The sequence below is a fragment of the Collinsella sp. SGI.180 genome (assembly GCF_050313455.1).
GTDB lineage: Bacteria > Actinomycetota > Coriobacteriia > Coriobacteriales > Coriobacteriaceae > Collinsella.
Window position 1 is genome coordinate 1 of the sequence record NZ_JBNPLL010000024.1, and the last position, 21,520, is coordinate 21,520.

General features: G+C 62.2%; 17 protein-coding genes. 14 read left to right on the top strand and 3 right to left on the bottom strand.

Going from position 1 to position 21,520, the window contains the following annotated elements:
* Positions 1 to 560: 560 nt before the first annotated feature.
* Positions 561 to 1,190 carry a response regulator gene (locus tag ACQRAP_RS08110; protein ID WP_427795346.1) on the bottom strand — a complete coding sequence of 210 codons (630 nt, stop codon included), beginning with the start codon at positions 1,188 to 1,190 and terminating at the stop codon, positions 561 to 563.
* Entirely contained in the window at positions 1,187 to 2,332 is a 1,146-nt protein-coding gene (locus tag ACQRAP_RS08115; protein WP_427727225.1) for a sensor histidine kinase, read from the bottom strand. Before ACQRAP_RS08115 ends, ACQRAP_RS08110 begins: the two co-directional genes overlap by 4 nt.
* 166 nt (positions 2,333 to 2,498) lie before the next feature.
* Between ACQRAP_RS08115 and ACQRAP_RS08120 the strand changes: the two genes are divergently transcribed.
* The 12 genes from ACQRAP_RS08120 (at position 2,499) to ACQRAP_RS08175 (ending at position 16,967) form a co-directional block, all read left to right on the top strand.
* Positions 2,499 to 3,437 carry an ATP-binding cassette domain-containing protein gene (locus ACQRAP_RS08120; RefSeq protein ID WP_427727228.1) on the top strand — a complete coding sequence of 313 codons (939 nt, stop codon included), beginning with the start codon at positions 2,499 to 2,501 and terminating at the stop codon, positions 3,435 to 3,437.
* A 9-nt stretch (positions 3,438 to 3,446) separates the two neighbouring features.
* Positions 3,447 to 4,634, top strand: a complete 1,188-nt coding sequence (locus ACQRAP_RS08125) for an ABC transporter permease (RefSeq protein ID WP_427727231.1) — start codon at positions 3,447 to 3,449, stop codon at positions 4,632 to 4,634.
* Entirely contained in the window at positions 4,621 to 5,826 is a 1,206-nt protein-coding gene (locus ACQRAP_RS08130) for an ABC transporter permease (RefSeq protein WP_427727234.1), read from the top strand. Before ACQRAP_RS08125 ends, ACQRAP_RS08130 begins: the two co-directional genes overlap by 14 nt.
* A gap of 331 nt (positions 5,827 to 6,157) precedes the next feature.
* Positions 6,158 to 7,363, top strand: a complete 1,206-nt coding sequence (locus ACQRAP_RS08135; RefSeq protein ID WP_427727237.1) for a DUF362 domain-containing protein — start codon at positions 6,158 to 6,160, stop codon at positions 7,361 to 7,363.
* 384 nt (positions 7,364 to 7,747) lie between these two features.
* Positions 7,748 to 8,431: a PAQR family membrane homeostasis protein TrhA gene (gene trhA / locus ACQRAP_RS08140; protein WP_427795347.1), complete on the top strand. Its 684-nt coding sequence runs from the start codon at positions 7,748 to 7,750 to the stop codon at positions 8,429 to 8,431.
* A 114-nt stretch (positions 8,432 to 8,545) separates the two neighbouring features.
* Positions 8,546 to 9,919: a hemolysin family protein gene (locus ACQRAP_RS08145; RefSeq protein WP_154516597.1), complete on the top strand. Its 1,374-nt coding sequence runs from the start codon at positions 8,546 to 8,548 to the stop codon at positions 9,917 to 9,919.
* 24 nt (positions 9,920 to 9,943) lie between these two features.
* Positions 9,944 to 10,771 (top strand): cyanophycin synthetase family protein, encoded by an 828-nt coding sequence (locus ACQRAP_RS08150; protein WP_427747619.1) that lies wholly within the window; start codon positions 9,944 to 9,946, stop codon positions 10,769 to 10,771.
* Between the two features lie 136 nt (positions 10,772 to 10,907).
* Positions 10,908 to 11,297 carry a YtxH domain-containing protein gene (locus ACQRAP_RS08155; RefSeq protein ID WP_154516595.1) on the top strand — a complete coding sequence of 130 codons (390 nt, stop codon included), beginning with the start codon at positions 10,908 to 10,910 and terminating at the stop codon, positions 11,295 to 11,297.
* The gene (locus ACQRAP_RS08160; protein ID WP_154516592.1) at positions 11,297 to 12,052 is read left to right on the top strand and encodes a PRC-barrel domain containing protein; all 756 of its coding nucleotides are present in this window, start codon (positions 11,297 to 11,299) and stop codon (positions 12,050 to 12,052) included. Before ACQRAP_RS08155 ends, ACQRAP_RS08160 begins: the two co-directional genes overlap by 1 nt.
* A gap of 72 nt (positions 12,053 to 12,124) precedes the next feature.
* Complete coding sequence (locus ACQRAP_RS08165; RefSeq protein WP_427795348.1) at positions 12,125 to 13,531, top strand: polysaccharide deacetylase family protein; 1,407 nt, start codon at positions 12,125 to 12,127, stop codon at positions 13,529 to 13,531.
* 320 nt (positions 13,532 to 13,851) lie between these two features.
* Positions 13,852 to 15,696 carry a magnesium transporter gene (locus ACQRAP_RS08170; protein WP_370450605.1) on the top strand — a complete coding sequence of 615 codons (1,845 nt, stop codon included), beginning with the start codon at positions 13,852 to 13,854 and terminating at the stop codon, positions 15,694 to 15,696.
* Between the two features lie 74 nt (positions 15,697 to 15,770).
* On the top strand, positions 15,771 to 16,967 hold the full coding sequence (locus ACQRAP_RS08175; RefSeq protein WP_427747655.1) for an Nramp family divalent metal transporter: 1,197 nt from the start codon (positions 15,771 to 15,773) through the stop codon (positions 16,965 to 16,967).
* A gap of 189 nt (positions 16,968 to 17,156) precedes the next feature.
* On the opposite strand, the gene ACQRAP_RS08180 is transcribed toward ACQRAP_RS08175, so the two are convergent.
* Positions 17,157 to 19,349: an acyltransferase family protein gene (locus tag ACQRAP_RS08180; RefSeq protein WP_427795349.1), complete on the bottom strand. Its 2,193-nt coding sequence runs from the start codon at positions 19,347 to 19,349 to the stop codon at positions 17,157 to 17,159.
* Between the two features lie 186 nt (positions 19,350 to 19,535).
* Here ACQRAP_RS08180 and ACQRAP_RS08185 point away from each other — a divergent pair, with 186 nt between their 5' ends.
* Both ACQRAP_RS08185 and ACQRAP_RS08190 read left to right on the top strand, forming a co-directional pair.
* Entirely contained in the window at positions 19,536 to 20,531 is a 996-nt protein-coding gene (locus ACQRAP_RS08185; RefSeq protein ID WP_427795350.1) for a ribokinase, read from the top strand.
* Between the two features lie 4 nt (positions 20,532 to 20,535).
* Positions 20,536 to 21,510 carry a nucleoside hydrolase gene (locus tag ACQRAP_RS08190; RefSeq protein WP_427795351.1) on the top strand — a complete coding sequence of 325 codons (975 nt, stop codon included), beginning with the start codon at positions 20,536 to 20,538 and terminating at the stop codon, positions 21,508 to 21,510.
* Positions 21,511 to 21,520: the final 10 nt, after the last annotated feature.

Below are 21,520 nucleotides of genomic sequence, written 5' to 3' on the forward strand. Positions count from 1 at the left end.
TGTAGCCGTTGTTCTGATAGCCGTCGTCATAGCCGTCATCGTAACCGTATCTCCCTCCTCCGTGGCGGCGCTTTTGTGCGTAGGCGAGGAGGGCTCGCCACGAAACCGGCCCATCTACTACGTTTAGTCCCTTACCCCCAACCATGTCAAAAAACGCGAAAACAAAACCGCAGGTAGAACGCCTGCGGTTTTGCTCAAAACGAAGGTATGGTCAGGGGTATCGAGTTAAACGTAGTAGATGGGCCGATTTCGTGGAGCGGTTCCGGCTGATCCCTTGGGGACGGAGGAAAACGGATCATTTTTGGCTTGAAGCGGCTTGCGGAGACACTTGACGTGGCCGCTCGGACAAAACTAGGCCGGTTTACGGGGCTGAGTCACGAGTCCCCAACCATGCTGATATTCGTGAAAATAAAACCGCAGGTAGACGAGCCGTCATTTTACAGAAAACGCGGGTATGGATGGGGGTCCTGAGTTTGGCCCCGTAAACCGGCATAGTTTTGAAATGGCATTAAATCGGTAGCAGACATTTTGTTATGTCGGGGCGGTCGGTCTTCGGGCAACTACCCTCGCAGGTAGGCGATGGCGATTTGGGTGCGGTTGCGCAGGCCCATTTTGGCCAGGATTGAGCTGATGTGGTTTCGCACGGTGCCTTCGCCCATATAGGCGGTGGCGGCAATCTCCTTGTTATCGAGGCCGCGGGCAATGAGCTCGGCGACCTCGAACTCGCGGTCGGTCAGGCTGACGAAGGCCGCGGGCCGGCGGGTCGTGCCCACCTCGACGCCCGCCCCATCAAAGTCGATATCCTCGATCGCCTTACCCTCGAGCACGCGTTTACCGTCCATGACCTGGACCAACGCCGGCGGGATGGCGGCGACATCGGTTTTGATCAGGTAGCCGCGGGCACCCAGTTTGAGCGCCGACACAATGTACTCGTCATCCGAGAATGTCGTCAGAAATACCACGCGCGCCGCAGGGTCGCGCTCAAGGATCTCGCGGGCCGCCGAAAGCCCGTCGCGCCCCGGCATCTGAATGTCGAGCAGCGCAATATCGGGTGCGTGTTCGGCATAAAGAGCTACTGCGTCGTTGCCGTCGGCGCCGGTACCCACCACCTCGATCTGCGGCTGGGCGCCCAGGATTATCTTGAGCGAATCGACCACCAAGCGGTCGTCGTCGACAACGATGAGCCTCATCGGACCTCATCTCCTTGCTGTTTGGGAACGGTGGCAAACACACGCCAGCCGCCGGTGCCGGCGCGCGGGCCGGCGGTGAAGGTGCCGCCAAGCGCCTCGACGCGCTCGCGCATGGAGCCGAGCCCCATGCCCTCTGCGGTGCCGCGGCCGCTTGCTTGGACCCCGCCCGCGCCATCGTCGGTAACGATGAGCTGGTAAAACGACGGATGCTCCATGCATCGTACGGTGACGGTCTGGGCGCAAGCGTGGCGCATGGTGTTGGAGAGCGCCTCGCGCAGGACCGCCGTAAAGCAGTTGGCGACATTTGCGGGCGCATGCTCGGCCAAAACCTCAAGTTCAATCTGCGGCCCGCCATCTGAGCGCGCGCCCTCCACGATGCGCTCGAGCTGTACGGAGAGATTCGCCGCGTTGTCGTTGAGCGCGTGGACGCTCGAGCGCACGAGCTGAAGCGCTTCGTCCACGGTGCGCTTGACGTCAGCGAAGTCGGCGGCGACGCCGGGCTCGTTGGCGTGGACCACGCGTAGGGCCTCGGTTTGCAGCGAGGCGCGCGTGAGCTGGTGCCCCACGTTATCGTGGATCTCGCGTGCGATGCGGGCGCGCTCGGCGAGCGTTGCGAGCTCGACCTCGTAGTCCTGGCGGTCGGCAAGGTCGCGGTTGCGCGCCTCGAGCGCGAGGGCTCGCTCCTGCAGCTCGTCGCGGGTGCGACGCATGCGCTCCTGCTCGCGCTCCAGCTGAGCGGTGCGCAGAGACAGCAAGGTGGCGGCGACTGAAAGGATGGCGGTCAACAGCAGCGCACGGGTGGGAAGCGCGCCGGCGTGGGCATATGCGACGAGTGCGCAGACAAAGATGGCGCCGGCGCCCAGCGCGACCCAAACGTGTTCACGGCGCACGTATCGCGCGATGTCATAGAGGGCGAGGGGCGCAAACGGCACAAACGACGGCACAAAGACGGTCACCATAATGTAAGCGTAGCTCGCGGCCTCACCGGCGCGGCGGGCACGTTCGCCTTGCGCAATTTCCGTAAGCGAGGCGACTGCGACGCCAAGACAAAACGCCGCGACCAAGCAAGCATCCACAGCAAGGCCCAGAGCGGCCGCGATACAGCACGCCAGCATGATCGATTTGTCGAATAGCCTGTTCATACGGGTATTGTACGCGATGGTGCGCGCGACGATTGCTCAGGTGCCGCAACCGTGACATTCCTCCCGCCCGCCCCCGCCGCACTCGTGACAAAGCTCACTGGTGCGCGCCGGCGGCTCCTGCGATGATGCAATCGTACCGGGCCGAAATCAACAGAAGGGCCACCTCATGACAGACATCGTCCACGTCGAAAACCTCGTCAAGCGCTACGACGATCTTATCGCGCTCGACCACTTTAACCTGAACATAGCCCCCGGCGAGATCTTTGGCCTGCTGGGCCCCAACGGCTCGGGCAAGACCACGTCCATCAACTGCATTCTGCAGCTGCTCGCCTACGATAAAGGCACCATCGAGTTGTTCGGCGAGCCCATGACGCCCACGCGTTACGACCTCAAGCGCCGCATCGGCGTGGTCCCGCAGCAAGTTGCGGCGTTTGACGAGCTTACCGTCCGCGAGAACATCGACTATTTCTGCAGCCTTTACGTCAACGACCGCAAGCGCCGTCGCGCGCTGGTCGACGAGGCCATCGACTTTGTCGGGCTGGGCGACTTTGCCAAGTTTCGCCCCGGAAAGCTCTCGGGCGGTCTGGCGCGTCGCCTCAACATCGCCTGCGGCATCGCGCACAAGCCCGAGCTCATCTTCTTCGACGAACCCACGGTGGCCGTCGACCCGCAGAGCCGAAACGCCATCCTGGAGGGTATCTGCCGCCTGCGCGACGAAGGCGCCACGGTGGTGTATACCAGCCATTACATGGAGGAAGTCGAGCAGATCTGCAGCCGCATCATGATCATGGACGGCGGGCGCGTGCTGGCGCAGGGCACCAACGACGAGCTCAAGCGCATGATTCAGATGGGTGAGCGTGTGACCGTCGAGGTCGGCGCCGTCGAGCTCGCCACGGTCGAGCGACTGCGCGCCCTCGAGCACGTGCTCAGCGTCGAGCTTTCCGGCGGCGAGCTCGTCTGCACCTGCGAAGCGAGCCCGCACAATCTGGTCGACATCCTCGACACGCTGCGCGCCGCCGACGTTGCGCTCGGCCGCGTGTGGAGCGAGCCGCCGACCCTCAACGACGTGTTCCTCGAGATCACCGGCCGCGAGCTGCGCGACTAGGGGGCGGCCATGTTCAACACCATTATCATTACGGTCAAGACGCTGCTGCGTCGGCCGAGCACGTGGGTTTGGGGCGCGATCTTTCCCGTCGCGCTTTCCACGATGTTCATGTTTATGTTTGCGAATCTGAGCTCCGACGGCACGGTCGATCCGGTGCCGGTGGCCGTCGTGGCGGATGAGGCCTGGAGCGCCTCGACCTTTAAGGACGTGGCGACGTCGCTTGCCAAGGAAGGCGACGACCAACTGCTCGAGATCCACGAGTGCGACGATGCAGTCGATGCGAACCGTGCTCTTAAGGCCGGCGAGGTCGCGGGCATCTATGCGGTCGATGCCGCGGGCACGCCCAAACTCACGTTGCTTTCGAGCTATGACGGCTCGCGTGCGACGTCGGTGCTCACCGACCGCAGCATCCTGGAGACGGTGGCAAGCTCGTATACGCAAAATGCCGAGCTCATGCGCCAGATTGCCCAGGACAACCCGGCGGCGCTCGCCGACCCGGAGGCGGTTGCGCGCGCCCTGTCGCTCGAGGGCGGCACTCGCCGTGTGAGCCTGACGCGTGCCACGCCCGATGGCACGGTCATCTACTACTACGCGCTCTTTGGCCTGGTCGCGATGATGTCTGCCGAGTTTGCCGCCTTGAGCGTCGTCGACCTGCAGCCCAATCTGTCTGGCCTTGGTGCGCGTCGCTGCGTGGGTGGCCTTTCCAAGACGGCGTCGCTGGCCGGCATCTTTGTGGGCGCGTGGTTGGTTTCCTTTGCCTCGATGACGATCGCGATCGGCTACGTGCGCCTGGTCGTGGGGGTCGACTTTGGCGGGCGCGAGGGGCTCTGCCTGGTGGGCGGCGCCGTGTCCGCGCTTGCCGCCACGGGTCTGGGCCTTTTTGTGGGCACGCTTCCCGTTAAGGGCGGCAAGGCGTCCAAGTCGGGCATCCTCACAGGCTTTGCCACCACGTGTGCCCTGTTCGCCGGGCTTTATGGCGAGCCGGCGATGGCGCTTGCCGACGACGTCGCCCGCGCCTGCCCGGCCGAGAGTTGGCTCAATCCCGTCAAGCTCATCTGCGACATGTTCAACCGCTTGTATTTCTTTGAGGACCTGGGTCCCTTTGCCGTTCGCGCTGGCGCGCTGGCCCTTATGGCGTTGCTGTTCGTTGCCGCCGCCACGCTGATCTTTGGAAGGAGCCGCTATGAGCACCTTTAAGACCGCGCTTCGCATGGCACTGGCGCACCCGTTCTACCTGCTCATCTATACGGTGTTCATCTCGCTCATGGGCGTATTCATCGCGGCATCGGTGAGCTGGAACTCGTCGCAGCTCACCGAGTACGAGCCCTACGACACCAACGTGATCGTGGTCGACCGCGACGACAGCGACCTTTCGCGTGCGCTTACCAAGCACCTGGGCTCGCGCTTTGATCTGGTCACGGGTATCGGCGAGGACACCTACGACCTTGCGGACGCGCTCTCCAAGAGCAACAGCGCCAAGGGCAGCGCCGACTGCGTGTTCTTTATCCCGGAGGGGTTTGAGGACGACCTCGTTGCAGCCGCCAGAGCGGGGGAGTCCCTGCCCAAGCTCGATGTGACCTACGGTGCCGGCACCATGGCGGCGGCGCTTTCGTCTGCCGAGGCCTCACGCTGGATCTCGCTCGCGGGCGCTGCGGCCGCACTTGATCCTACTGCCTCCGACGGTGACGTCGCCAAGGCCGCCGAGCATGCCGCCGCCAAGCGCGCGGAGGTCGAGATCGAGCAGGTCAAGGTCGACTCGACAGCCGCCGCCACGCTTGAGTCGTACTTCAACTTTGGCACGTACGCGATTATCTCGTCGGTCATCGTATCGGTGGGGCTGGTGTTCTCGGGCATGAACGAGCCCGAGCGCGTGCGTCGCATGGAGGCCAGTCCGGTCTCCGAGCGTCAGCGCTCGCTTGCCGTGTTTGCGGCCGCTGCCGTGCTCGCCGTCTGCATCTGGTTTGTGTCGAGCATGATGGGCGTCGTGGGCTTTGCCGGCGCGGTCGCCGAGGTCGGCGTGGGTCGTGTATGCCTGGCGCTGGCGGCAACGTTTGCCCTGGCGTGTACGCCGCTGGCCGTTGGCTTTGCGTTGTCGAGCCTGGGCGCGCGCGAGGAGCTGCTCAACGGTGTGGGCAACCTGCTTGGCATGCTCATGACGTTTTTGGGCGGCGCCTGGATGCCGCTGTCGCTGATGGGCCCGGCCGTTCAGACGGTGGCGCACTTTGTACCGACGTTTTGGGTGAACGACGCGATCGGCAAGGCGCTCTCGTCGGACCTGACGTCCACCGTGCTGGGAGACATCGCCTGCGACCTCGGTGTCACGGTGCTCTTTGCCGCGGCCATCGCCGCCGTAGGCCTAGCCCTCGCACGCGCCAAAGCCCACGCCTAGCTACCTAGTCATTGGGTGCTCATTGGGGACAGACTTAAACGACCAAGAGTGCTCATTGGGGACAGACTTAAACGACTAGTCATCGGGGACAGTCTTTGCCGATTCGCCGGCTCGCCGGCAGGGTTGCCAAGGACTGTCCCCAGCTGCCGGCAGGAAAGGAACGTCCCTAACTGCCGGGTGGCGAGGCACTCATTTAAGTCCGTCCCCAATGAGTGGTTTCAGTCATTTAAGTCTGTCCCCAATGACTAGGCGCTGTACTTGACATTGACCCCGCTTTAACGGGTACCATCCTCTATGTCTGTAACGCCATATAGACCGAGGGGATAGATCTATGACCGCAACTTCACCCGCAGCACCCGCTAAGGTGTACTTCACCAACTTGCGTACGCATGCTCGCGAGAGCCAGCTCGACAAACTCAAGCGCCTCATCCGCCGCGCCGGTATTGAGCAGATCGACTTTGAGAACAAGTTCGTCGCTATCAAGATTCACTTTGGCGAGCTGGGCAACCTGAGCTTTTTGCGCCCCAACTACGCCCGCGCCGTCGCGGATGTCGTGAAGGAGCTGGGTGGCAAGCCTTTCCTCACCGACTGCAACACGCTCTATGTCGGTAGCCGCAAAAACGCGCTCGAGCACATCGATACCGCTTATCAGAACGGCTTTACCCCGTATGCCACGGGTTGCCAGATCATCATCGCCGACGGTCTCAAGGGTACCGACGAGGCGCTCGTCCCGGTCGAGGGCGGCGAGTACGTGCGCGAGGCCAAGATCGGCCAGGCGCTCATGGATGCCGATATCGTGATTAGCCTCACCCACTTTAAGGGCCATGAGCAGGCCGGTTTTGGCGGCGCCATGAAGAACTTGGGCATGGGAGGCGGTAGCCGTGCGGGCAAGATGGAGCAGCATGCCGCCGGCAAGCCGAACGTCGCGACCGAGCACTGCATTGGCTGCCGTGCCTGCGAAAAGATCTGCGCGCACAACGCTATCTCGTTCGACGACACCCGCGAGCGCGAGCTTGCCAGCGGCGCTACTCGTACGGTGCACGTGGCCGCCATCGACCACGATCGCTGCGTGGGCTGCGGACGCTGCATCGGCGTGTGCAACCAGGACGCCATCAAGCCCGTCTATGACGCCGCGGCCGACGTGCTCAACTGCAAGATCGCCGAGTACACCAAGGCCGTCGTCGACGGCCGCCCGAGCTTCCACATCTCGCTTGCCATGGATATCAGCCCCAACTGCGATTGCCATCCCGAAAACGATACGCCTATCGTCAACGATATCGGCATGTTCGCGAGCTTCGACCCGGTCGCCATCGACCAGGCCTGTGCCGATGCCGTCATGGCGTCCGAGCCGCTGCCCAACACCGAGCTCACCGATAGCGCGGCCAAGATGGAGCATAACCACGAGCATCTGGAGGGCGAGCAGGCGCGTGACCCCTTCTGCATCACGCATCCCGACACCGACTGGCGCGCGTGCATCGCGCACGCCGAGAAGATCGGCCTGGGCACGAGCAAGTACGAGCTTATCGAGGTCAAATAGCGCCTAGCTATTGGACAATACAAGCGCCTTTGTGGAGTAATTCGAGCAAAAGCCGCTCGCGAGCACAGCGCTCACGGGCGGCTTTTCGGAAGTGCGGGGAAAAGTCGAATACCGCCGACCACAAGGCGTTTTTGGCAACAAAACCCCTGATAAATTGTTGGTAAAACTGCGGTCTGGTCGGCAGTTCCAGATTTTGCCGCATACTTCCGAAGGCGGGAGCCAAAACGGTCCTCCAGCGCTGTAACCAACCATGATTGTTCGCCGTTGATGCGTCAACAAGCAAAGAATGGGTAAACAAGGGGTCACGTATGGTGCAAATTTCGCACGTACCCAGACGCTTTGATATAGTGTTGAGAACTCTTTACGTTGGAGGATGTAACCGGCATGTCCGATTCGAGCGACAGTTCTAAGCCGCGACCCAAGACCGCGGCCGTTCCACACTACACGGTGGGTGAGGAGATCGTGAACTCCGTCACCCATGGTGTCGGTTGCCTGCTGGGCATCGCGGGCCTGGTGCTCCTGATCGTATTTTCCGCTCTTCGCGGCGGAGGCCCAGCCCACATGGCCGCGGCGATTGTCTATGGCGTCAGTATTATCCTCGAATACCTAGCCTCTACGCTCTACCACGCGATTCAGCCCGCACGCGCCAAGCGCGTGTTTCGCATCATCGACCATAGCTGCATCTACCTGCTCATAGCCGGCAGCTATACGCCGTTTTGCCTCATCACGCTCGCAAACGACGGCGGCCCTATGCTGTTCTTTGCCGTATGGGCCATCGCCATTATCGGCATCGCCCTCGAGTGCTTTATGCGCGAGCGTCAACCGCACTGGGTAAGCGGTCTGGTCTACCTGCTGATGGGCTGGCTCGTCGTCTTTAAGCTGCCCGAGCTCGTGTCGCTGCTCAACCCCGTGGCACTTGCCCTGCTCGCTGTCGGCGGCGTGTGCTACACCGTGGGCGTGCCGTTCTACATCGCTAAAAACGTGCGCTACCTGCACAGTGTGTTTCACTTGTGGGTGCTCGCCGGCAGTATCTTCCAGTTCATGGCGGTGATCCTCTTCGTAATCTAGCGATCACGTCTGTGCCTGCGGACCCATCCAAGCGGCCGCCGGACGCAACTGCCCTATCCGTTATCTACGCTTACTACCTAACGTCCCGAATCTTGGAGGTTCGAGAAACTCCCGATGGACATAACCATCTCCCTTATCACCACCCTCGTTTTGACCCTCATCAACGGCTACTTCTCTATGTCCGAGATGGCGCTCACCACGGCAAAGCGCGCCGTGCTGGAGCACGAGGCCGAGGAAGGCGACAAACGCGCCGAGCGCGCCGTTAAGCTGGCTGCCGACTCCGACCAGCTGCTCGCCACCATCCAGGTCGCCATCACGCTCGTGGGCTTTGCCTCGTCCGCCGTCGCCTCGACGAGCCTGTCCGACCCGCTCGCCACGTGGCTCATGAGCTTTGGCATCGCGCCGCTCTCTGCCATCGCGCGCGGACTGGCGCCGGTCATCATCACCGTTGCGGTCGCCTTTGTGTCCATCGTGATTGGCGAGCTTGTGCCCAAGCGCATTGGTCTGGCCAATGCCGAAGGCGTGTCCAAGCAGGTCGTGGGGCCGTTGTCGTTTTTCCAAAAGATCGCCCGTCCGCTCGTTTGGCTGACTGGCGCTTGCTCCGATGGCCTGGCCCGCATCCTGCGCATCAAGAGCGCCGACGATCGCCAAAACGTCTCGGAGGAAGAGATTAAGTACATGGTCTCGGAGCAGGACGACCTGCTCGACGAGGAAAAGCGTATGATCCACGAGATCTTCGACCTGGGCGATACCGTTGCCCGCGAGGTCATGGTGCCGCGCGTGGACACCACCATGTGCGAGGACGACGAGACGGTCGCCGACGTGCTGTCCACTATGCGCCAGACCGGCTTTAGCCGCATCCCCGTCTATCACGAAGATCCCGACAACGTGGCGGGCATCGCGCACATCAAGGACCTGATTCAGCCCTCGCTCGACGGCGAGGGCGACCAGCCCATCGCCGGTTATTTGCGCGATGCCACCTTTGTGCCCGACACCAAGGACATCCTGCCGCTGCTGTCCGAGATGCAGACTTCGCACGACCAGATCGTGGTGGTCGTGGACGAGTACGGCGGCACGGCCGGCATCATTACCATCGAGGACATCGTCGAGGAGATCGTGGGCGAGATCGAGGATGAGTTCGACCCCGACAACAAGTACCTCACGCGTCTTTCGCGCCGTGAGTGGCTCGTCGATGGGCGTTTTTCGTGCGATGATGCGATTGAGCTTGGTTGGCCGCTCGAGGAAAGCGATGATTATGAGACCATCGCCGGCTGGATTTTGGAACTTTGCGACTCGGTGCCCGACATCGGAGAGGTGTTTGAGGTTGCAGGGTACAAGTTCAAGGTGCAGTCGATGCGTGGCCAGCGCATCTCGCTTATTCGCGTGATCGCTCCGGCCGAAACCGATAAGAAGGATTCCGAGTCCTCGGCAGATAAGCCGGCGACGCCGGGCGCGGGCTCTGCGGGCCCGCACGACGGCGACGAGTAGGGCAAGGAAGAGTAGGGGAGAGTTATGGCAGGCCTGTTCAACATCCTTAAGGTCACCGTCAGCGAGGACAAGATCTGCGCGCATGTGCTGGTGAACCCCGGCATGCCGCTCATGACCTCGGAGGACATCGAGGCCACGGCGCGCGTGTACTACCTGGTGCCCGCGATTGCCAAGCACCTGTGCCTAGGCGATTCCGGTCGTGAATTCCAGGACTGCATGGGCCAGACCGAGCTTTGCCATCTGCTTGAGCACGTGACAGTGGAGCTCATGAACGAGACCGGTCTCGCCGGCAGCATTTCGTGCGGCCGTACCCGCGTAAGCGAGCACGATGAGCGTGTCTTTGAGGTTGAGCTTTCATGCCCCGATGACGCGCTGGCCATCGGCGCGCTGTCTTCGGCGACCTTTATGATGGACTGGGCTTATCTGCACGCCGACCAGCCTGCCCCTGACGTGGAGGGCACGGTCGCGGGCCTGCGCAACCTGGTGCTGGGTATGCGCGCCGAGGCCGAGGGCAAGGATCCGCACGAGGCCATCGCCGCCGCAAACGCCGAGGACGGGGCCGAAGGCGAGGCTCCTGCCGATTCCGAACCCGGCGTCGAGGCAGCTGCTGAGGAAGCTGTCGAGTCCGAGCCCGCGGAGCCCCAGGGTGTCCCGAGCTTTGACGATGAGCTGCAGGAGGCAATCGATACCGAGGGCGCGACCGCCGAGAGCCACGAGGCCCCCGCTGCCGTCTACGGTGGCGCGGCGACGGTTCCGGCAGGCCCCGCACAGGAAGGTGCGCTTCCGCTCGTTGATGGCGCCGGCGAGGACCCGGCCGCCACGGTGGCCATGCCTGCCATGCCGCAGGAGTAGGCTCACTCGCTTATCACCATCATGTACCTGCGCTTTTACCGTACGCAGATGAGCGCGACGGCAAGTGTTGCGCTGCGGGTATAATGGACAGCATTCAAACGGTGGGCATTGAGGTGCCCGCAGGAGAGGAATGATCATGGGAAAGACTTTCAGCTTTGTTTCCGGTGCGCTCTTTGGCGCTGCCGCCGGCGCTATCATCGGCGTTGCTCTGGCCCCGCGCTCGGGTGCCGAGACCCGTGCCATGGCCGCCGATATCGCCAACGATGCCTGGGACAACATGCGCGACACCTACGAGCACGGTGCCGAGGAGGCTCGTGCCGCGGTCAACGACTTTGGTCCGATGGTCGACGCCAAGACCGATGACCTGCGCGCCAAGGTCGACCTGGCCCGCGAGCGCATGGACCAGCTTCGCGAGCAGCTCAACGACGCCATCTCGGGCGGCAACGTGACGCCCGCTGCCGACGTCGTGGTCGAGAACGTCACTGAGGCCGACACCGAGGCCACGGAGCCCTCGACCGAGGCATAATGCGCGCAGGGGATTTTGTCGGCGTCAAGGTTTATCGTAAGCCTGCCGAAGACAAGCGCACCAAAAAGGACGGCACGCCGCGCAGCCCCAAAAAGCTCGGCAAGATTCACTTTCCGGTCTTTACCCCGGGCGGTACGCGCGTGGTGGGCTTTATGGTTCGCCAGTCCGATATCGCGGGCATGATCGAGCGCCCCGATCGATTTGTGGCGCTCGATGCCATCGGCGTCTATGAGGGTGCTGTCGCGGTCGACGATGTCAAGGGCACCTACGATGCCGCCGCGGCCAAGCGCCTCGATATCAACCTGGACGATTGCATCATCTGGGTTGGCATGGACGTGCGCACGGAATCGGGCGACGTCGTGGGCTACTGCTCGGACGTTGAGTTCAAGCCGCGTTCGGGTATCGTGCAGACGTTCTACGTGACCGCCGGCACTGCCTCGAGTGTGCTGGTGGGCGACACACAGATGCCGCCGACGATGCTGCGCGGCTACGAGAACGGCGCGATGATTGTCTCGGACGAGGTCAAGTCGCTCGGGTATTCGGGTGGCGCGGCCGCCAAGGCTGCCGAGGCCAGTGTCGTGGTGGGCGATAAGGTCAAGAAGGGCGCCAAGGTGCTCGATGACAAGGGATCGGCCGCCGTGGACAAGGGAAGTCGCGCACTGGGCAAGCAGCTCGGCAAGACGCGCGGTATGTTCAAGGCCTTTAAGGACGAATATCAAAAGGCGAGCGGGGGCTCGTCAAAAGCTAGCAAATAGCGACGTACCAAATGACGGGGGGCGAGCCGGAGACATGTTGCTCCGGCTCGCTGTGTTTATGGGGGAGGGCACATGCGCCAAAACGGATCTAACTTAAACGGGCGCTCGGGTGCGCGTCCGACGGCGCGACGAGACCTGGGGCAGCTGCCCAGCGGTCAGCGTCGACGTCGCCGTAAACCCGGCGCGATGTACCTCAACCATAGCCGTGGGTTTAGCGATCGCAGCGCGCGCATCGGCAACGGGCGCTCACCGCGCCGACCGTCCCGCCTGCCCTATGCGCTCATCGCTGTCGGCTGTGCGCTCGTGCTGTTTATCGCTGCCGTCGTGGGCTATGTCAATCGCAGCGTGGACATTGTGCTCAATGGGGAGCAGGCTTCGGTGCGCGTGGGCTCCACGTTGCAGAACCTTATCGATGATCAAGGCCTGACCGACACCTACGATGCCGGCGACTTGTTGGCTGTCGACGATAGCGTGCTTACCCGCCGTGGCGGCGAAAAGCTGTCGGTGAAGGTGGACGGCAAACGGGTGAAGCAGGGCAAGTGGAATAGCCGCGAGCTAACGGGCGGCGAGAAAGTGACGGTCAAAGACGGCCGCGACACGTACGAGAAGCACGAGGTCCAGGTCACGACCATTGAGCCCAAGTTGAAGGTCGAGGGCACGGGCGCTATCGAATACGTTAAAACCTGGGGCGTTCGGGGCCGCTCCGAGGTATGGGTCGGCGAGCAGTCGGGCAAGACGCAGGACCGCGGCGAGGTCGTGCCCGCCACCGACTGTGTAGTCGAGTGCGCGAGCGTAGCGCCCAAGGGCAACGAAAAGTACGTGGCCCTGACATTTGACGAGGGTCCGAGCGGCGCGACCAAGCAGGTCTTGCAGGTGCTCAAGGAAAAGGGCGTCACGGCGACGTTCTTCCTTTCGGGCGATGCTGCGGAAGCCTCGCCCGCTACTGCCAAAGCGATTGTCGATGCCGGATGCGAGATCGGCTCCAACAGCTACAGCGATGATTCGCTCAAGGGCAAGGATCGCGAGGCGGTGCGCAAGCAGATCACGAAGGGCACCGAGGCGATTAAGTCGGCGACCGGCGTCGAGACGATGTTGCTGCGTGCTCCCTACGCCGCGTTTGACGAGCAAAACTGGATCGATGCGATGGACCTGGTGTCTGCCGTGGTCTCGTGGAATGTCGATTCGGGCGACTGGCTGCTCAACGGCGCCGACGAACAGGTTTCGACCGTGCTCGAATCGGTGACTCCGGGCAACATTGTTTTGTTCACCGATAGCGACGAGTGCTCCGAACAGACGCTCGAAGCGCTGCCGCAGATCATCGATGGCCTTGTCGCCAAGGGCTACAAGATCGTGACGCTGAGCGATTTGGTTAAGACGGATACGTCGCTGAGCAAAAAACTCAGCTCGCTAACGAAGACTTCCATGCCCAAGAACGCCGTGTTTCCCCAGCTCGCCGAAGATAACGACACCACAGACTAGTCATGGGGGACGTTCTTAAACGACTATGTCACGGATGCGTCAGCGTTTGGTATGCCTGCGATGTTTGGAGCATAAATTTGGCGTCACGGCGCGATGCTGATGCTATAGTTACTGCGGATAACAAGGGTCAAGAGAAAGGTTGCAGGTGAAATCCAAACCTCGACCATACAGTCGATGACCCCTTGCAGGTGCTTCTTGCGCATGCACGGGGTGTGAGCGCCGAGCGGTGTGCCGCCCGCGCATGCGTATACATATCTAAAAGTCCACGGATGGCGCGCCGGCATGGCCACGGTCCGAGGGAATAATGATGGGGAGCACCAGTGAATTATCTGAGTGAGATGCTCAAGCTGCCGGTCTTGGACGTCGATGGCGAAAAGCTCGGCGTTGTGAACGATTTTGGCATTGCTACCGGCGAAGTTTTTCCGCACGTGACGTCGCTCGCGTTCCGCGGTCCCGGCAAGACGCCGTTTATGATCAGCTGGCGAAAATGGGTCGACCGTATCGACGAGACGGGCGTATACCTTAAGACGTCGGCTACCGAAATCCGTTTTTCGTACCTGCAGCCGACCGAACTTTTGCTCGCGCGCGACGTGCTCAACAAACAAATCGTCGACACGCAGGGCATGAAGGTCGTGCGCGTAAACGACATCAAGTTTTCCATGTCAGGCGAAAATCAGCTGCGCCTGCTGGGTGCCGAAGTCGGTGCCCGCGGTCTGCTGCGCGCAATCAGCCCCGCTCTTGAACATGTCGTCGAGGGCTTTATGAAGCACCTGGGCAAACCGCTCGGCGAGGACATCATCGCCTGGTCCTACATGGACCTGCTCGATCGCTCGACTAAGAACATCCAGCTGTCGGTGTCGCATAAGACGCTCGGCGAGCTGCATCCTGCCGACATTGCCGACATTATCGAGCAGCTCGATCCTCGCCTGCGCGCGCAGGTGTTCGCGCAGCTCGACACCGCCCAGGCCGCCGAGGCCATCTCGGAGTTCGATGACGACGAGCTCATGACCGAGATGCTCGAGGGCCTGTCCGACACGGATGCGTCGTCGATGCTGGCCATGATGGACCCGGACGACGCCGCCGACCTGATCGACGAGCTCGATTACGAGAAGGCCGAGAAGCTTCTGCGCCTGATGGGCGTTCAGGAGGAGAAGGCGATTCGTAACCTGCTGGGCTATGAGGAAAACACTGCCGGTCGCATTATGACCTCGGAGTTTGTCTCCCTGCCCGCCACGGCGACGGTCGGTGACGCCATCGAGGCGATCCGCAAGCTCGACGAGGATTTCGAAAGCGTCTACTACGTCTATACCGAGGATCCGAGCGGTATGCTGACCGGCGTGCTCTCGCTGCGCACGCTGATCGTGGCCGACCGCGACGCCACGCTGGGCCAGCTGGCCTACCGCGACCTGGTTTATGTGTCGCCCGACGAGGACCAGGAAGACGTAACGGACGAGATGACCAAGTACGACCTGGTCGCCATCCCCGTTTGCGATGAGAACCGCCACATCTTGGGCATTGTGACCTTCGACGACGCCATGGACGTTATCGCCGAGGAGCACCAGGAGGACCTGCAGATCGCAGGCGTCGGCTCGGGCGATAGCGCGTCCGACGACTCGACGAATGTGCTCAGCTGGTTTGTGCATCGCCAGTACTGGGTTGTCGTGTGGGGCATTTCCTCGTGCATCATGGCGGCAGTGCTGGGGACGGCGCTGGGCTCCGCGCATCTGGTGGTGTTCCCCATGTGCGCCATGCCGCTCGTGCTGCTGGCTGCCTCGCGTATGGTGTCGTTCGTCAAGAACTACTTCCTGGAGTACGACGGCCATGACGATGAACCCAAGCCGTATCTGGGATTCTTCTTCCAGAGCACGGGCATGGGCCTGATCCTGTCGCTCGTGACCTACCTGTGCGCTCAGCTGGTGCGCACCACGGCGTTCCCCGACGCGCCCATGCTTGAGGAGCAGCTCTTTACCGGCTGCTTTAACATCGCGGCCATCGTCTGCCTGATTGGTAACATGAGCGCTGTGATTTACCTGATGGTGCTGTTCTGGCGTGACGAGCACGACCTCAATACGTCGGGTACCGCCATGAACGTCATTGCCGTCATGATCTCGTGCGTGGCATACTGTGCCGCTGCGGTGCTGCTCACCATGTCGGTCATGGGTTAGGTGGTCGCGTGCAAAATAGCAAGCAAAAGCAGGGCACCAAGCAAAAGCTGACCATCGCGGCCATCTTTGGTGCCATGGGCCCTGGCCTTCTGGCGGCGCTTTCGGGCAATGACGCCGGCGGCATCGCCACGTATTCCAGCGCCGGTGCCAGCTATGGCTACAAGATGCTCTGGATGCTTCCCGTCATGACCGTGCTGCTCATCGTGACGCAGGAGACCGCGGCGCGTTGCGGCTGCGTGACGGGCAAGGGCCTGGCCTCGCTCATTCGCGAGCGCTTTGGCGTGCGCAAGAGCGTGCTGGCCATGGCGGCGCTGCTGATTGCCAACACAGCCGTGACCATTTCGGAGTTTGCGGGTATCGCGAGCGGCCTTGCCCTCTTTGGCGTGCCGGCGAGCATCTCGGTGCCGCTTGTGGCGCTGATGGTTTGGATGCTTACCATGTCGGGTAGCTTCCAGCGCATCGAGAAGATTCTGTTACTGGTGAGCTGTGTGTTTGTGACCTACATTGTCGCTGCAATTATGGCTGGTCCCAGTTGGGGCGAGGTGGCGGTCGATCTGGTTGTACCCAACATTCAAAATGACCCCAGCTACGTGTCGCTTGTGGTCGCGACGATCGGTACCACCATCGCGCCCTGGATGATTTTCTTGGCACAGAACAACGTGGTCGATAAGAATGCGGGCGAGGACGATATCGTGTTGCAGCGCATCGATACCGTGAGCGGCTCGATTGCCGCCGATGTCATTGCCGGTTTTATTATCATCACGACCGGTACGGTATTGTTCCCCGCGGGCATTCAGATTAGCGATGCTGCAGACGCTGCCCGCGCGCTGGAGCCCATTGCGGGCCAGTGGTCCACGGTGCTGTTTGCCTCGGGCCTGGTCGCGGCGAGCTTCTTGGCCGCCTGTGTGCTGCCGGGCGTTACGTCCAGCGCTATCTGCGAGGCGTTTGGCTGGGAACGCGGTGCCGATCGCAGCTGGGACGAGGCCCCGGTCTATCGCGGCATCATTACGGCAATCATTGGCATTTCTGCCGTGCTGGTGCTCATGCCCGGCGTCGACCTGTTCCAGATTATGATGACCTCGCAGGTCATCAACGGCGTGTTGCTGCCCGTGGTTCTGGTGTTCCAGGTGGTTATTGCCGCCGATCGACACATTATGGGCGCCAACCGCAACGGCCGTGTGTGGAATGTGCTCACTTGGGCGACTATCGGCGTTATTACGGTGCTGACGGTCGTCATGTTTGTTCTGCAAGCGATGGGTTACAGCGCGTAGCACCTCTCTTGGACTCTAAACAGGCCGCCGCCATGGGCTGCGGCCTGTTTTTGTCTGCTATAGGGTGCTAGTTATATACCGATGTGCAGCTATAAAGCCGCCTCTGGGGTGAATTAACAGCCCAGAGGCGGCTTTGTAAGTCGCGGAAGTGGTCCCAAGTGCCGGATTGTAAGCAGATTTGGCTGTGCGTTACTTGTCGGTGCCTAGCTTGTGCGGTTTGTAGGCGAGGGCGTTGACGAGTGCCTCGGCAGCGGATTTGACAGCCGCCGGCTGCGGATCGTTAACGTGATCCTCGGGGTGCACGGGTAGGTCCTTCTTGACGGCATCGTGGATGAGCTTAAGGTACTCGGTCACGCCGGCGGTCGAAAGATGCGTGCCATCGCCATCGAACAGGTCGTTGCGATTTGTGCTGTATCCGTACCAGTCGATAACACGCACGTTTTTATAGCGCTTGGCGGCGTTGGCAATGGCTTGGTTCGTGGACCCGACCCACGGCTGCGGGCTACGCGTGTTTACAAACACGACAATACGCTGATCACCGGCGTCGGCCATGATCGCATCAATCTGATCATCGGTTACCAGGCCGTTGGTGCCCAGGGCAAAGACCACGATCTTGCCGGCAAGGTTCTGCTGGATATAGCCCTCAAATGTCGCGCGGCCTGCATCAAACTGGCGGCCCTTTTCGGCATCGATGTGGCTGTGCGGGAACACGCCGTCAAAGGCATCGACGGCGCGCAGGGACACGGAGTCGCCAATCATTAGCAGGTCGTAGGCTCCGTCGGGGAAGCCGTCGTCGTCTTTGTCGGAGTCGTCGGCCGCCTGCTGATCTTGAGGCTTTGCATTTTTGGCCTCCTTGTTTAGGATTTCGGCGCCCTCGCCGCTCAGCGCGGATGTGTCGGGCACAAAGACCAGGCCGCCCAGCGCCACAACAAGCACGACGGCGCAAACGGCGCAGGTGGGGACATGTGCGCGCATCCAGCCGGCGGGCGTGGTGGTGCCGTCGCGGAGCTCGGAAACGGTGCGCCCAAAAGCGCCCTTCCTAAACGGCGTTTCGATAAAGCGATAGGAGCACTCGGCCACGGCGACCACCAACAACACCTGCAAAATGTAGTGCCACCAGGGCGTGTCGTTAATGTTGGCGACCGGGTTCATGAGGAGCAGCAGCGGATAATGCCACAGGTAGATGCTGTAGGAGCGCTTGCCGATCCATACGAGCGGCTCGGCGGCCAAGGCCCGTGCGACCATGCCCTGGGGCTGCACGCATGCCGCGATAACCATCAGTGTGAGGATGGAGCACAGCAGCGTGCCTCCGCGATACTGAAACGCGGTATAGCCGTTGGTGAGCGCGACCATGGCGGCGAGTCCGACCAGGCCAACGACGCCCATCAAATCGATGGATGCGGGGGAGGACCAAAAGCGTGCGAGCTCACTTGGCTTTGTCGTGGCGGCCTCGGCGGTGTCGCTCTTTGACTTGTCGTGCTTGCCGGCGCCGGCCAGTCGGTCGAGCCCCAGATGGCGGACAAGGCGCGCAGGCGCCAGGTCGCGGTCGGGGATAAAGGCCATCCAGGCGCCCAGCAGCAACGAGAACACGCGGGTGTCGGTGCCGTAGTACACGCGGCTGGGGTCGGTGGCGGGGTTGTAGAGCACCATCATGGCGACGGCGGAGACGGCGGCGAGGCCCAGGACCACGCGGCGCGTGTTGGGCTTGCTCATGTGCACCGACACCATGGCGAGCAGCAGCGGCGGCCAAATAAGATAGAACTGTTCCTCGATGGCAAGCGACCAAAAGTGCGTGAGCGGCGAGGGGTCGCCCAGGGCGTTAAAGTACGAAACGTCCTGCATAATCTGCCACCAGTTATTAAAGAACAGCAGCGACGGCAGGATGTCGGGGCGCATCTTGGTGAGCATCACATGGTTAAAGACAGTGCACAGTGCGCAGGTCACCACCACGACGGTTACCACGGCGGGGAACAGGCGACGGATGCGGCGGATCCAGAAGCTCTTGAGATCGATACGACCGGTCTTTGCGATTTCGTTGAGGAGCAGGCGCGTGATCAAGTATCCCGAGAGCACAAAGAAGATCGTGACGCCGAGGAGGCCGCCCTGAGCCCACGTGAGGTTGAGGTGATAGAGCACCACCGCGACAACGGCGAGCGTGCGAAGGCCGTCGAGGGCGGGGATGTAGCGAGATTTGGGACGCGTGGGCGCCTGTTCTTTTGCGGCGCTGTCGGTGCGGGCGCCCTTGTTGGCGGGCGAGCGATGGGAGCCTGCAGCGCGGCGCGGCTCGGTGGTTTGGCGGTTAGTGCGCGAACGTTCGTGCGGCGCTTGTTGATCGCTCGCATGGCGTGAGCTGCGCGAGCTCGATCGCGGGAATTGTTCCATAAAACATCATCCAATGACGAGAATAATCAGCACGCTTTCATTGTAGCCGCCTACTCCTGTGAATGCTTGCTGCTGGCGTAAGCTCAAGCGCGCGTCCACATCAAAGTGAACTAAAGTTATAGAGGTGCGAGAGTGCACGATTGACGGCCGACAGCGGGTGCAGAGCCCGCGGACGAGGAGGTTTCCATGGCAGATTGCGGCATCGTTGCGGTGTTCGGCAGCATGAACATGGACCTTTCGGTGGCGTGCGAGCGCATGCCGCGTGCGGGCGAGACCGTCGGCGGCAGCGGGTTTATCACCAACGCCGGCGGCAAAGGCGCCAATCAGGCCGTAGCAGCTGCGCGCATGGGTGCGCGCACGCGCATGATCGGCGCGGTCGGCCGCGACGCGTTTGGCTCGTCGCTCGTGGCGGGGCTCCAAGATGCTGGCGTGGACTGTGACTTTGTGGCGCGCCGCGACGACGTGGAGACGGGAACGGCGACCATCATTCGCTGTGAGGGCGATAACCGCATCGTGCTGTCGCCGGGCGCCAACCATGCGCTCGCGGGCGAGGACGTTGCTCGCGCGCTGAGGCGCCTGGTGGCCGATGAGCTCGACGGCGACGCCAGCGATATTGCCCCGGCTGCCGGAGGCGTCTTTATCGCCCAAGGCGAATGTGACCTTGTGGCGACTGTCGAGGCGCTTTTCTGCGCTCACGAGCTGGGGTTCTATACGGTCTTTAATCCAGCGCCAGCCTGCGATTTGCCTGCGGAGGTCTGGCCTGCAGTCGACCTGGTCTGTCCCAACGAGACTGAGTGCCAGGTACTGACGGGCATCTTGCCTGCAGACGATGCGAGCTGCGTCGCGGCGCTCAATGCCTTGCTCGCCAAGGGTGCCGGAGCCGCGGTCATCACGTTGGGCGGCGCCGGCTCGGTTACGCTCGGCGACGACGGCGAGCTGCTGCGCATGCCGGCGCTTTCGAGCTCGGTGGTCGATACGACGGCCGCGGGCGATACATTTATCGGTGCGCTTGCTGCGGCTCGTTTGGAGGGGCTGCCGCTCTTTGAGTGCATGGCCGCGGGTGCTCGCGCCTCGGCAGTGACGGTGTCGTGCCTGGGCGCGCAGCAGTCGATTCCCACGCGTGCCGAAGTTGAGCGCGTGTTTGGTTTAGACGATTTAGTACAAGACGGAGAAGCGGAGTAGAACAATGGCAACCAAGAAGCTGATCCTTGATCTGGATATGGGTGTGGACGATGCGATGGCGCTTGCCTATGCCATCGCGAGCCCCGAGGTTGAGCTCGTGGGCATTACCACGTGTTTTGGCAACGTGCGCGTCGACCAGTCGGCGCGCAACTGCCTGGCGGTGCTTGACCTGTTGGGCCGTCCCGAGGTGCCGGTGTACCTGGGTGCCGACCGTCCTCTGCAGGCGACTGAGCCCTATACGCCGCCGGCGTCCACCGTACTCATTCACGGCAAGAACGGCATCGGCGGCGCGAGCGTGCCCGCGTCGCCCTACGAGCCGGTGGGGGCGACGTCGGCCGATGGCAACGCTGCAGTCGATTATCTGATCGATGCCGCGCGCACCTATGGTCCCGATCTGGTCTACGTAGCGACCGGCCCGCTCTCCAACCTGGCGCTTGCCCTGGAGCGCGATGCGGCGGCGGTGATGTCTATCGGCCGCGTGGTGGTGATGGGCGGCGCCCTGACCGTGCCCGGCAACGTGAGCGCGGGCGCCGAGGCCAACATGGCAAGCGATCCCGAGGCGGCCGATGCCGTGCTGCGCTCGGGCCGCAAGCTCACCATGGTGGGTCTGGACGTGACGCATCGCGTGGTGCTTACGCGCCGCGACATTGCCGGCTGGACGGGCTCGGGCACCATGGCCGGCTGTGCGTTTGCGAGCATGGTCGAGCACTACATTGGTTCGTACGAGATGAACGCACCCTACCTGGGTGGTTGTGCGCTGCACGATCCGCTGGCCGTCGCCGTGGCGATCGACCCCACGCTCGTGGGTGCGCTCGGCTGCAATCTGCGTGTTGATCTGCTGGGCGAGTATCGCGGCCGCACCATTTGCGACGAGCATCGCCTGTCCGATCCGGACAAGAGCGCGCTTGTGGCGCTGACCGTGGATGCCCCGCGCTTCCTGTCCGAGTTCAAGACGCGCATGGCTCACGTTTTGGGCTAAGTAGTCTTTT

Coding starts and splice junctions, on each gene's coding strand:
- ACQRAP_RS08180 (WP_427795349.1), bottom strand. CDS start 19,349: ATGGAACAATTCCCGCGATCGAGCTCGCGCAGCTCACGCCATGCGAGC.
- ACQRAP_RS08130 (WP_427727234.1), top strand. CDS start 4,621: ATGAGCACCTTTAAGACCGCGCTTCGCATGGCACTGGCGCACCCGTTC.
- ACQRAP_RS08115 (WP_427727225.1), bottom strand. CDS start 2,332: ATGAACAGGCTATTCGACAAATCGATCATGCTGGCGTGCTGTATCGCG.
- ACQRAP_RS08145 (WP_154516597.1), top strand. CDS start 8,546: ATGGACATAACCATCTCCCTTATCACCACCCTCGTTTTGACCCTCATC.
- ACQRAP_RS08175 (WP_427747655.1), top strand. CDS start 15,771: ATGGGCCCTGGCCTTCTGGCGGCGCTTTCGGGCAATGACGCCGGCGGC.
- ACQRAP_RS08165 (WP_427795348.1), top strand. CDS start 12,125: ATGCGCCAAAACGGATCTAACTTAAACGGGCGCTCGGGTGCGCGTCCG.
- ACQRAP_RS08190 (WP_427795351.1), top strand. CDS start 20,536: ATGGCAACCAAGAAGCTGATCCTTGATCTGGATATGGGTGTGGACGAT.
- ACQRAP_RS08185 (WP_427795350.1), top strand. CDS start 19,536: ATGGCAGATTGCGGCATCGTTGCGGTGTTCGGCAGCATGAACATGGAC.
- ACQRAP_RS08150 (WP_427747619.1), top strand. CDS start 9,944: ATGGCAGGCCTGTTCAACATCCTTAAGGTCACCGTCAGCGAGGACAAG.
- ACQRAP_RS08135 (WP_427727237.1), top strand. CDS start 6,158: ATGACCGCAACTTCACCCGCAGCACCCGCTAAGGTGTACTTCACCAAC.
- ACQRAP_RS08120 (WP_427727228.1), top strand. CDS start 2,499: ATGACAGACATCGTCCACGTCGAAAACCTCGTCAAGCGCTACGACGAT.
- trhA (WP_427795347.1), top strand. CDS start 7,748: ATGTCCGATTCGAGCGACAGTTCTAAGCCGCGACCCAAGACCGCGGCC.
- ACQRAP_RS08155 (WP_154516595.1), top strand. CDS start 10,908: ATGGGAAAGACTTTCAGCTTTGTTTCCGGTGCGCTCTTTGGCGCTGCC.
- ACQRAP_RS08125 (WP_427727231.1), top strand. CDS start 3,447: ATGTTCAACACCATTATCATTACGGTCAAGACGCTGCTGCGTCGGCCG.
- ACQRAP_RS08110 (WP_427795346.1), bottom strand. CDS start 1,190: ATGAGGCTCATCGTTGTCGACGACGACCGCTTGGTGGTCGATTCGCTC.
- ACQRAP_RS08160 (WP_154516592.1), top strand. CDS start 11,297: ATGCGCGCAGGGGATTTTGTCGGCGTCAAGGTTTATCGTAAGCCTGCC.